The sequence below is a fragment of the Caballeronia sp. LZ033 genome (assembly GCF_031451265.1).
In the GTDB taxonomy this organism is placed as follows: Bacteria; Pseudomonadota; Gammaproteobacteria; order Burkholderiales; family Burkholderiaceae; genus Caballeronia.
In genome coordinates, this window is sequence record NZ_JARUXQ010000001.1 from 3040922 (window position 1) to 3050432 (window position 9511).

Sequence of the window (9511 nt, forward strand, 5' to 3'; positions counted from 1 at the left end):
CCCATGCGCCTTACTGGTCGAAGCGGGGAATCGAGTGGCCTGGTCGCATCTGTCCTTTTCATCCTCGGCGCTGCTGCGGCGCTGCCTTTTTCACGCGCAGCGGCGGCCGACGCCGGCTTTACCGTGACCAGCACGGATCTCGCGCCGGGCAAGCCGATCGGGCGCGATCTCCTGTTCGACCAGGCCGGCTGCACGGGCGGCAACCGCTCGCCGCAGATTTCCTGGCGCGGCGCGCCGGCGAACACGCGCAGCTTCGCGGTGACCATCTTCGATCCGGACGCGCCCGGGCGCGGCTGGTGGCACTGGGCGGTCGCGGGCATTCCCGGCGGCACCGAGCGCCTGCCGAACAACGCGAGCGCATCGGGCGTGCTGCGCAAGATGGGCGCGATCGAAGCCCGCAACGACTGGGACACCGACGGCTACGGCGGCCCCTGCCCGCCGCCCGGCAAGGCGCACCGCTACGTGGTGACGGTGTACGCGCTCGACAGCGACGACCTGCGGCTGCGCCAGGGCACCCCGGCGCTGATGTTCGAGCATGAGATCCGCACGATGGCCATTGCCACTGCGCAGCTGACTTTCAGTTACGGCCGCTGACCACAGCGTTCGCGAACCGTGCGGTTGCGCCGGTAAGCCTTCGGCCGACTTTGCTAGACTGGCCGGAACCCTTCCCCACCGATCTCCACCGTCCGGCGGCGTCACATTCCGGCAAGGCGCGCTGGCGCCCTCCCATGCATGCTGACCGCCGGCTGGCCGACGTGGACAGACACAAGGCCATCATGCCGACTATTGCCATCGTCTATCACAGCGGCTACGGCCACACGAAAAAGGTTGCCGAAGCCGTGCTCGCCGGCGCGACCGAAGCGGGCGCGAGCGTCAAGCTGATCGCCGTCGCGGATCTCGACGACGCCGCGTGGAACGACCTCGACGCCGCCGACGCCATCGTCTTCGGCGCGCCCACGTACATGGGCGGACCGTCCGCCGACTTCAAGAAATTCGCCGACGCCAGCTCCAAACCCTGGTTCGCGCAGAAGTGGAAGGACAAGATCGCGGCGGGCTTCACCAATTCCGCGCACATGAACGGCGACAAGTTCCTGACCATCTCCTACTTCGTCACCCTGGCGATGCAGCACGGCATGATCTGGGCCGGCACCGGCATGATGCCGTCGAACACGAAGGCGGCCACCCGCAACGACCTGAACTTCATCGGCGGCTTCACGGGCTTGTTGACGCAATCGCCCGCGGACGCGTCGCCTGATGAAGCGCCGCCGCGCGGCGACCTCGAAACCGCGAAGGCATTCGGCGCGCGCATCGCGGCCGTGACCGCTCGCTGGACCGGCAATGCGTCCGCCTCGGAAAGCGGCGGAAGCGGCGGAAGCGGCGGACATGAGGCCGCCTCGGAATCGCCTTAAAATAGCGGTTTTGCGGCGAGCGGCCGCACGAACCAGCGAGATCGAGATGACCACGAAAGTATTTGTCGACGGACAGGAAGGCACCACCGGCCTGAAGATTTTCGAATATCTGTCGCAACGCCGTGACATCGAGGTGTTGCGCATCGAGGATGCGAAGCGCAAGGACGTCGAGGAGCGCCGCCGCCTCATCAATGCCTCCGATGTGACGTTCCTGTGTCTGCCGGATGTCGCGTCGCGCGAATCGGTTTCACTCGTCGATTCCGGCAACACGCGCACCGTGATGATCGACGCGAGCACCGCGTTCCGTACCCAGGACGACTGGGCCTACGGCCTGCCGGAACTGGCGCGCGCGCAGCGCGAACGCCTGCGCACGGCGAAACGGATCGCCGTGCCGGGCTGCCATGCTTCAGCATTCGTGCTGTCGGTGCAGCCGCTGGTCGCGAGCGGACTCGTCTCCGCCGATTTCGATGCCCACGCCTACTCCATCACCGGCTACAGCGGCGGCGGCAAGAAAATGATCGCGGAGTATGAAGCGGGCGGCAATGAACTGCTGATGAGTCCGCGCGCCTACGCGCTCGGCCTGACGCACAAGCATTTGCCGGAGATGTCGGTGCGCACGGGACTGAAGCGCGCGCCGGTCTTCACGCCGATCGTCGGTCCGTTCCTCAAGGGCTTGGCCGTCACGACGTACTTTTCGCCCGACCGGCTCACGCGTCCCGCCAGGCCGCAGGACGCGCGCGACGTGCTCGCCGAGTATTACAACAACGAGCCGTTCGTCCGCGTGATGCCGTTCGACGCCGACAGCAACCTCGACGCCGGTTTCTTCGACGTGCAGGCCTGCAACGACACGAATCGCGTCGATATCTTCGTGTTCGGCAACGATGAGCGCTTCGTCACCGTGGCGCGGCTCGATAATCTGGGCAAGGGCGCGTCGGGCGCGGCGATCCAGTGCATGAACCTGGCTATCGGCGCTGACGAAGAAGCGGGTCTCGCGCGCTGATTGCCCCTGCGGGATGAGACAAGGCCGGTCCACTTCAATGTGGACCGGCCTTTTAGTTGTCTGGTGCGTTGCAGCATCAAAGGCCGCAGACGAAAAAAAAGCCCGCCGAGTTGGCGGGCTGAATCCATATCAGTGGAGACATGGAGGAGACAGGAGCGACTATACCGGCGCTTATGATGCAACGCAACATACGCTGTTGCGCCGGTTCCACAGTCCTGCCTTCACGGCTGTGTCATCGACAGGATGAATTGCAGCTGATCCGCAGCAATCGGCTTGACGAGATGCACGTCGAAACCGGCGTCGAGCGTCATCTCGCGATGCTGCGGTTGCCCCCAGCCGGTCAGCGCCACCAGCATGATCGCGTGGCCGTGCGGCAGAAGCCGCAGCTCGCGCGCCGCCGCCAGACCGTCGACCATCGGCATGCCCAGATCCAGGATCACCACATCCGGCGCGAACTGCGCGGCCACTTCCACCGCCTGCGCCCCGTTTCCCGCCAGCGCCACTTCGTGACCCATCGCGGTCAGCAGGTTCGCGAGGCCTGCGAGCGCATCGTCGTCGTCATCGGCTATGAGGATGCGCTTGCTCACGATGGCCTCAACGTGTTCCGGAAATTTCGAGTTTCAGCCGGTTCGACCCGGCTTGCGCCGCCGTAATGCTGGTGCGCGCACCGCGTGCGCCGAGGTAGAAATGCTGGCGGGCGGGCGAATTCTGATCGTGCGTCGCGTCCGGAAGACAGGCCGCGATGTCCGCCGCAACGCCCTGCAATGCATCGGCGCTCGCGCCGCCATGCGGCGTCCAGGTGCAGCGATAGTTCGACTGCGACGCGGCGCACTGCGCGTCGTCGCCGTAGGGCAATGCGATGGGACGGCCATCGAGCGCCGACAGCGACGCGAAATTGGGCGCGGCGGCCACGATGCGCTTCAACGCGCTACAGGGACTGGGCGAGTCGTCCGCCCGGGCGGTCGAAGCCAGCGCAAGCGCGGCGCCGGCAAGCGCGAGCAGCGTTACGCGTCGGACAGTGGAATGCATCAGGCGTCTCCTTTTTATCTGTTCTTGTTGGGTTCGCCGCCTACCGGTGGACGAGCGCCACTATCCGCCCGGCGAAAGCGAATGTCTGTTCGAAGCCGAATGAAGCATGCCTGTTGGAGCAAATCGTGCACCCGTTCGAGCAGACGATTGGTCCAGCAGCACTCAGTGGCGAACCAGCGCCATCATCGCGCCGAAGCCGACGAACACCCCGCCCGTCAGACGGTTGAAGGCCTGCGCGACGCTCGCGCTCCTGAGCCGGTCGCCAATGCGCGCACCCAAGCCCGCATAGACCGCGTACCAGCTCACCTCGATGACCGCGAAAGTCGAAACAAGCACCGCGAATTGCGGCAGAACGGGATGGCTTGCATCGATGAACTGCGGCAGCAGCGCCGCCGCGAAAAGGATCGCCTTCGGATTGCTGCCGGCTACGAAGAAGCCATTGCGAAAGAGCCCGAACCGACGCGGCGAATGGACGGTCTGCCCGGCGCTGTCAGTTTCGTCGCGGATCTCGACCACGCCGGTTTTCGCGCGCCAGCTTTTCACCCCGAGCCAGACGAGATAAGCCGCGCCGAGCATGCGCAAGGTATCGAAGAGACGTGGCCAGGCTTCGAGGAACACCCCCAGCCCCGCCGCCGATACCGACAGCATGGCGATCAGCGCGGCGAGACAGCCGGCCATCGTCGCGGTCGAGCGTCTGAGGCCGTGACGCGCGCCATGCGTCATCACGAGCAGCATGTTGGGGCCGGGAATCGCGGAGACGACGAATACAGTGGCGACGAACAGCCACCAGACATGCAGGTTCATTGCGGCGCAGCGGAAGAGGGAAAGGGATCCGCATTATGCCGTCCGCGAGAAGCGGCGCAAGCAAATCCCGAAGACGCGCTGTCCGAGTGAAAAAGCCAGCCTTCAGCGTCCCGCCCGACGCGCCGCCACCTGACCGAGCACGGCGAAATCCTTCTCGCCGTCGCCGTGCGCAAGGGCATCGACGAGATTGTCGCGCACGACGCTTGCCACGGGCAGCGGCACATTGACGGCCTCGCCGGCGGCGATGGCCAGGCGTACATCCTTCAAGCCGAGCCGTGCCTTGAAGAGCGCCGGCTCATAGCGCTGCTCGGCGATCATCTTGCCGTAGCCCGCGTACACCGGTCCCGGAAACAGCGAGTTCGTGATGACATCGAGCAGGGTCCGGGACGCCACGCCGTGGCCGGTCACCAGCGCGGCCGCTTCGCCGAACGACTCGATCGCCGAGGCCAGCATGAAATTCGCCGCGAGCTTGAGCACGTTGGCTTGCTGCGGTTCATCGCCGACGCGCCAGGTCTTCTGGCCGAGCACGTCGAGCACCGGCTGCACGCGATCGATCGCGTCAGCCGCGCCCGCCGCAAGGATGTTGAGCTTGCCTGCCGCCGCGACGTCGGGCCGCCCGAGCACGGGCGCGGCAACGTACGCAATGCCGTGCTGCGCGTGCAGCTCCGTCAGTTCGACGGCGAGCGCCGCTGAAATCGTGGCCATGTTCACGTGCACGAGCCCCTTCGGCGCGCGCCGCAACAAGGCGCCGTCGACGAGCACGGAACGCAGCGCGTGATCGTCGGCCAGCATGGAGAACGCGGCGTCGCCGGCGAAGGCCTGTTCAGGCGTATCCACCACCGATGCACCCTGGTCCGCGAGCGCACGGGTCTTGTCGCGCGAACGGTTCCACACGCGCACCGTGTGCCCGGCCTTCAGCGCGTTGCTCGCCATCGCGCCGCCCATCTCGCCCAGTCCGATAAATCCGATATCCATGTCCCATGACTCCTTCGTGGCCCGTTTCGGTTCGAGCCTCAGTTAAGCACATCGACCGGCAGCGCGCCGGAGCGCCCGATGCGATACTGCCCGCATGGTCGAGGCGCGCTTTCACTTTCACGGCGAATTGAACGACTTCCTCGCGCGGCCGCAGCGCGGGCGCACGTTCGCGTGCCAGTTCGCGCCGACGTCCTCGGCCAAGCATGTGATCGAGGCGCTTGGCGTGCCACACACGGAAGTGGGAGCGATCCTGAGGAACGGCGGGCCGGTGGGCTTCGACGCGCAGATCGAACCGGACGATCTCTTCGAGATCCATCCGGCGAGGCGCGCGGCAACGGACATGGCCAGTGGCGGACTGCTGTTGCGCCCGCCGCTGCGTGCCGCCGATCTGCGCTTCATCGCCGATGCGCATCTCGGTGGTCTCGCGCAATTGCTGCGGCTCGCCGGTTTCGATACGCGCTACGACAACAACTTCCCCGACGAGGAAATCGAGCGGCTTGCACAGGCGGAGAGCCGCATCGTGCTGACGCGCGACCGCGAATTGCTCAAGCGTCGCACGGTGCTGTACGGCTGTTATGTGCGCGCGTTACAGGCCGACGATCAATGGCACGAGCTGGCGGACAGGCTGGCCCTGACGCCGCACGCGCGGCCGTTCCGGCTGTGCCTGATGTGCAATGCGCCGTTGCGTCCGGCCGGCCCCGGCGAGATCGACGGCCGTGTGCCCGATGGCGTGCGGGAGCGGCATACGCGCTTTGTCACCTGCGACGTATGCCGCCGCGTGTTCTGGGAAGGCTCACACTGGCGCCGCATGCGGGCGCGCATCGACGCACTGGCCGACGCGGACCGTTAACGGTCACGACGCTTTTCGCGGGTGGCCACTGCGTGTTCCGTACAATACGAGACTTTGGCAACAAACCGCCCCGGAGCATCGCGTGAACAAATTCCAGCTGGAACAAACCAAGGCATTCAAGCTTGCCAACGACCTCAAACAGGGCGGAAAGAACCGCATCGGCGCCGCTGACGAAGCAAAGCTGGATCGCCGCGAACAGCGCAAGCTCGATCAGGCCAAGGGTCTCGTGCCGTTCGCCTGCAAGCTGGACGAGAAGCTCGTCAAGCAGTTGAAGGAGCGCGCGGAGGCCCACGAAGGCGACATGACCGACGTGCTGGCGGAATTGCTGGTGAAGGCGGGGCTCGAACGATAAGGTCCGGCGCGGTTGCGGACGCTAGCTGTCTTCGTCTTCACAGCGCCCGCGACAGCTGTAAATCAGAAGCTGCGCGTCCGTGACGTGATAGACGAAGCGATGCTTCCCGTCGATGCGACGCACCCACGCCTTCCTGTAGCGCAACGGTTCCGGCTTGCCCTGTCCTGCGGACGGGCTGCGGCAGCACTCGTTGATCAGCCCGGTCACTTTTTCGAAGATCTTCGCGTCCGACACGCGCCAGGCATGGTAGTGATGCCAGCTTGGCTTCGAGAACTGAATGCTGCGCGCCATCATCCGGCCTGCCCGAAGCGTCTGGCGAACAGCGTTCCGAGAAAGCCGGCGAACGCGGTCTTCAGTCCTTTCGCCTGGCCTGCGCTTCGCGGCGCGTCAGATTCCACCGTAGCGCGTGACCTCGTGGTCGAACCATCGCCCTGCAAATCTTCCGGAGAGAGCAATATCTCCTCCGTATAGCCAAGCGACTCGAACCACGCAAACGACTCCTCGATCAAGCGCTTGTCCAGCTCCCGCTCCGCTTCTTCCACGCGCCATGCGATGCGCGCCAGCGCCTGCACCGACATCACGACGAGTTCTTCCGATTCGAGCAGCGGCAGGGTTCCCCATTCGCCCAGCCGATCAGCCGCACGCGCCGCTTCGTACTCGCGCTCGATCAACTCAACCGTCCTGACCATGTCCTGCCCTCGCACGTGAATCGCACATCGACGGGCACAGTATCACCGGCGGCCGCCTCAGCGCGCCACCTGTCCGAACGGCCAGCGCTTTTTCAGACGCTTCCCTCTTTTTCGATCACCAGAATGCGCGCCTCGCCGACCGGTTCGGCGCAGTGTTCGTCGCCGGCCTGCGCGTGGAAGATATCGCCGGCGCGCAACGTGAGCACGCGTTCGCCCTCGGGACCGCGCACATGCATGCGCACTTCGCCCTGCATCACGGCGAACACTTCCTCGCCGTCGTTGACGTGCCACTTGTAGGGCGTGTCGGTCCAGTGCAGCCGGCACGAGGTGCCGTTCATCACGCAGATGTCGAGCGCGCCCCACGCGCGCTCCGCCTTGAACTTGCCGCTTTCGATCACTTTCATTCGATACCGCCTAGCGATTGAGATCGCGCGCTTCGTCGACATCCGCGTGGCGCGTCGCGGGAATGCACGCCACCGCGATCAACGAGAGCGCGAGTCCGCCCATCACATAGAAGGTGGGCGCGAGTTGAGAGTCCGTGACGCGGATCAGCCAGGTCACGATGAACTGTCCGAAGCCGCCGAAGATCATCACCGCGATGTTGTACGCGAGCGAGAGTCCGGTCGAGCGGATGTGCGCGGGAAACAGCTCGGCGATGAGCGCGCCGAACGGTCCATAGTAGCCCGAGAGCGCGATCGACAGCAGCGCCTGAACGATCACGAGCCGCAGCACGCTGGGCTCGGCCGCGAGCCACGCGAACAGCGGATAGATCACGACGAACGTGATGCCGAGCGACCACAGCGACAAACCCTTGCGCCCGATGCGGTCCGACCACGCGCCCGCGATCGGCGACAACACCGTCAGCAGCAGATTGCCGACGATCAGCGCCGTGAACGACTGGCCGAGCGGCAGCTTCAGTTGCTTGACGGCGAAGGTCGGCAGATAGGCGATCAGCACATACACCGTCACCGTCAGCGCGACCACGGCGCCGAGCCCGCACAGCACTTCGCGGCCATGGCTGCCGAAGACCTCGCCGAGCGTCGCGCGCCGCGCGGTCTTGCGCGCGTGCAGGAAGGCTTCGGTGTCGGACATGCTGCGGCGAATGTACAGGCCGATCGGACCGATGATCAGCCCGAAGATGAACGGCACCCGCCAGCCCCAGGCATCGAGCGCCTGCGGAGACAGCCCGCGCGTGATCGCCGCGCCGACGAGCGCACCGAGCAGCAGCGACGCTGCCTGGCTCGCCATCTGGAAACTGCCATAGAGACCGCGCTTCGAGAAAGGCGCTGCCTCGATCAGCAACGCGGTCGAGCTGCCGAACTCGCCGCCCGCCGAGAACCCTTGCAGCAGCCGCGCGAACACGATGACGAGCGGCGCGCCGATGCCGATTGCCGAGTACGGCGGCGCGATGGCCAGCAGGAAGATGCCCAGCGTCATCAGGCCGATGACCAGCGTCAGCGCCGCCTTGCGGCCGGCGCGATCCGCATAGAGGCCCAGCACGATGCCGCCCACCGGCCGCATGACGAACGCGACGCCGAACGTCGCGGTGGTCAGGAGAATCGAGGAATAGTCGCTCGCGCTCGGGAAGAACAGCCGCGCGATGACGACCGTCATGAAGCCGAAGACCGTGAAGTCGTACCACTCCAGTGCGTTGCCGATGACAGCCGCCGTCACGGCGCGCGCGTTCAGTGGTCTGGCGGGCATGCGTTCCCCTGAGGTCGATGGTTGCGATGATTGCCATGGATGCGGGCGTCATGCGTCGGGCTGCGGCTGCGGTTGCGGCTTCGAAACATGGCCCCGCTGGTCTCGTGCCGTCCGCGTTTTGTTGCACCGATTCGCACGCGCGGCTGATTTTTCCTCGCGAGTGTAAAGACGCCTTAATCCGCGATCAAGCGAATCGCGCACACGAAAAAGCGCGCCCGGACTTGCGGCCGGGCGCGCTTCGGTTCGCAGCACGGGGTGTCGCGAGGCGTGTTACGCCTTCTTCACATAGGCGCTGCACCAGCCCTTCGACGCAACCTGCTTGTTGCTGAACATCGGGCACGGCGCGTAGGCGTCGGTCGGCTTGCCCTGATAGAACTGGCAGTTGCCGCAGTCCTGCCCGGCGGCATATTTCGCGTACTTGGCCTTGTCCACCTTGCTGGCGTCTTCCTTGTAGCCGAGCGCCTGTGCGGTGGGATCGCTCTCCGTAACCTTCGCCGCATCCGCGGCGAACGCGGTGCGGGCGCCGAGCGCGAGCGTCGAGGCGACGCCCACGCTGGTCAGAATGAACGTGCGACGTGATGTCTTCATGGTGACTCACTCCATGGTGTATTGGGGGTTGCGCCGTTCTTGGCGACGGCGACAACCGAGCATAACAACCTGGAAGCGGGTCGAGGACCTCAAATGCCGGAGATAAGAATC

The 9511-nt window shown here is 65.6% G+C and carries 14 protein-coding genes; 5 read left to right on the plus strand and 9 right to left on the minus strand.

Annotated elements, in window-relative coordinates:
* The first annotated feature begins 3 nt into the window (after window positions 1–3).
* The 3 genes from QCE62_RS14175 (at window position 4) to argC (ending at window position 2409) form a co-directional block, all read left to right on the plus strand.
* Window positions 4–594, plus strand: coding sequence for a YbhB/YbcL family Raf kinase inhibitor-like protein (locus QCE62_RS14175; RefSeq protein WP_309918915.1), 591 nt, complete (start codon window positions 4–6; stop codon window positions 592–594).
* Window positions 595–776: 182 nt separating this feature from the next.
* Window positions 777–1409 carry a flavodoxin family protein gene (locus QCE62_RS14180; RefSeq protein ID WP_309919855.1) on the plus strand — a complete coding sequence of 211 codons (633 nt, stop codon included), beginning with the start codon at window positions 777–779 and terminating at the stop codon, window positions 1407–1409.
* Window positions 1410–1455: 46 nt separating this feature from the next.
* Complete coding sequence (argC, locus tag QCE62_RS14185; RefSeq protein WP_309918918.1) at window positions 1456–2409, plus strand: N-acetyl-gamma-glutamyl-phosphate reductase; 954 nt, start codon at window positions 1456–1458, stop codon at window positions 2407–2409.
* Between the two features lie 221 nt (window positions 2410–2630).
* Here argC and QCE62_RS14190 read toward each other — a convergent pair whose 3' ends face one another.
* The 4 genes from QCE62_RS14190 to QCE62_RS14205 all read right to left on the minus strand — a co-directional run bounded on the left by QCE62_RS14190 (window position 2631) and on the right by QCE62_RS14205 (window position 5259).
* Window positions 2631–2996 (minus strand): response regulator, encoded by a 366-nt coding sequence (locus QCE62_RS14190; RefSeq protein WP_309918921.1) that lies wholly within the window; start codon window positions 2994–2996, stop codon window positions 2631–2633.
* Between the two features lie 7 nt (window positions 2997–3003).
* Window positions 3004–3438 carry a hypothetical protein gene (locus QCE62_RS14195; protein ID WP_309918928.1) on the minus strand — a complete coding sequence of 145 codons (435 nt, stop codon included), beginning with the start codon at window positions 3436–3438 and terminating at the stop codon, window positions 3004–3006.
* 162 nt (window positions 3439–3600) lie between these two features.
* A complete protein-coding gene (locus QCE62_RS14200; protein ID WP_309918931.1) occupies window positions 3601–4242 on the minus strand; it encodes a LysE family translocator in 642 nt (213 codons plus the stop codon).
* Window positions 4243–4344: 102 nt separating this feature from the next.
* A complete protein-coding gene (locus tag QCE62_RS14205; protein ID WP_309919858.1) occupies window positions 4345–5259 on the minus strand; it encodes an NAD(P)-dependent oxidoreductase in 915 nt (304 codons plus the stop codon).
* Between the two features lie 52 nt (window positions 5260–5311).
* Here QCE62_RS14205 and QCE62_RS14210 point away from each other — a divergent pair, with 52 nt between their 5' ends.
* Both QCE62_RS14210 and QCE62_RS14215 read left to right on the plus strand, forming a co-directional pair.
* Window positions 5312–6067, plus strand: a complete 756-nt coding sequence (locus QCE62_RS14210) for a Mut7-C RNAse domain-containing protein (protein ID WP_309918934.1) — start codon at window positions 5312–5314, stop codon at window positions 6065–6067.
* A gap of 82 nt (window positions 6068–6149) precedes the next feature.
* Window positions 6150–6419: a hypothetical protein gene (locus QCE62_RS14215; RefSeq protein WP_309918937.1), complete on the plus strand. Its 270-nt coding sequence runs from the start codon at window positions 6150–6152 to the stop codon at window positions 6417–6419.
* Between the two features lie 21 nt (window positions 6420–6440).
* Here the strand turns inward: QCE62_RS14215 and QCE62_RS14220 are convergent, their stop codons facing one another.
* The 5 genes from QCE62_RS14220 to QCE62_RS14240 form a co-directional block, all read right to left on the minus strand.
* On the minus strand, window positions 6441–6710 hold the full coding sequence (locus tag QCE62_RS14220) for a Txe/YoeB family addiction module toxin (RefSeq protein ID WP_309918939.1): 270 nt from the start codon (window positions 6708–6710) through the stop codon (window positions 6441–6443).
* Window positions 6710–7108, minus strand: coding sequence for a hypothetical protein (locus QCE62_RS14225; RefSeq protein WP_309918942.1), 399 nt, complete (start codon window positions 7106–7108; stop codon window positions 6710–6712). The genes QCE62_RS14220 and QCE62_RS14225 overlap by 1 nt, the downstream gene beginning before the upstream one ends.
* A gap of 92 nt (window positions 7109–7200) precedes the next feature.
* On the minus strand, window positions 7201–7512 hold the full coding sequence (locus QCE62_RS14230; protein WP_309810496.1) for a cupin domain-containing protein: 312 nt from the start codon (window positions 7510–7512) through the stop codon (window positions 7201–7203).
* 10 nt (window positions 7513–7522) lie between these two features.
* A complete protein-coding gene (locus QCE62_RS14235) occupies window positions 7523–8812 on the minus strand; it encodes an MFS transporter (RefSeq protein WP_309810500.1) in 1290 nt (429 codons plus the stop codon).
* 270 nt (window positions 8813–9082) lie between these two features.
* Window positions 9083–9400: a high-potential iron-sulfur protein gene (locus QCE62_RS14240; RefSeq protein ID WP_309810502.1), complete on the minus strand. Its 318-nt coding sequence runs from the start codon at window positions 9398–9400 to the stop codon at window positions 9083–9085.
* Window positions 9401–9511: the final 111 nt, after the last annotated feature.

What these genes read in the sequence shown, in the direction of transcription:
- QCE62_RS14195 (WP_309918928.1), bottom strand. Translation starts at nt 3,438, where the DNA reads ATGCATTCCACTGTCCGACGCGTAACGCTGCTCGCGCTTGCCGGCGCC.
- QCE62_RS14210 (WP_309918934.1), top strand. Translation starts at nt 5,312, where the DNA reads ATGGTCGAGGCGCGCTTTCACTTTCACGGCGAATTGAACGACTTCCTC.
- QCE62_RS14175 (WP_309918915.1), top strand. Translation starts at nt 4, where the DNA reads ATGCGCCTTACTGGTCGAAGCGGGGAATCGAGTGGCCTGGTCGCATCT.
- QCE62_RS14180 (WP_309919855.1), top strand. Translation starts at nt 777, where the DNA reads ATGCCGACTATTGCCATCGTCTATCACAGCGGCTACGGCCACACGAAA.
- QCE62_RS14230 (WP_309810496.1), bottom strand. Translation starts at nt 7,512, where the DNA reads ATGAAAGTGATCGAAAGCGGCAAGTTCAAGGCGGAGCGCGCGTGGGGC.
- QCE62_RS14240 (WP_309810502.1), bottom strand. Translation starts at nt 9,400, where the DNA reads ATGAAGACATCACGTCGCACGTTCATTCTGACCAGCGTGGGCGTCGCC.
- argC (WP_309918918.1), top strand. Translation starts at nt 1,456, where the DNA reads ATGACCACGAAAGTATTTGTCGACGGACAGGAAGGCACCACCGGCCTG.
- QCE62_RS14220 (WP_309918939.1), bottom strand. Translation starts at nt 6,710, where the DNA reads ATGGCGCGCAGCATTCAGTTCTCGAAGCCAAGCTGGCATCACTACCAT.
- QCE62_RS14225 (WP_309918942.1), bottom strand. Translation starts at nt 7,108, where the DNA reads ATGGTCAGGACGGTTGAGTTGATCGAGCGCGAGTACGAAGCGGCGCGT.
- QCE62_RS14235 (WP_309810500.1), bottom strand. Translation starts at nt 8,812, where the DNA reads ATGCCCGCCAGACCACTGAACGCGCGCGCCGTGACGGCGGCTGTCATC.
- QCE62_RS14200 (WP_309918931.1), bottom strand. Translation starts at nt 4,242, where the DNA reads ATGAACCTGCATGTCTGGTGGCTGTTCGTCGCCACTGTATTCGTCGTC.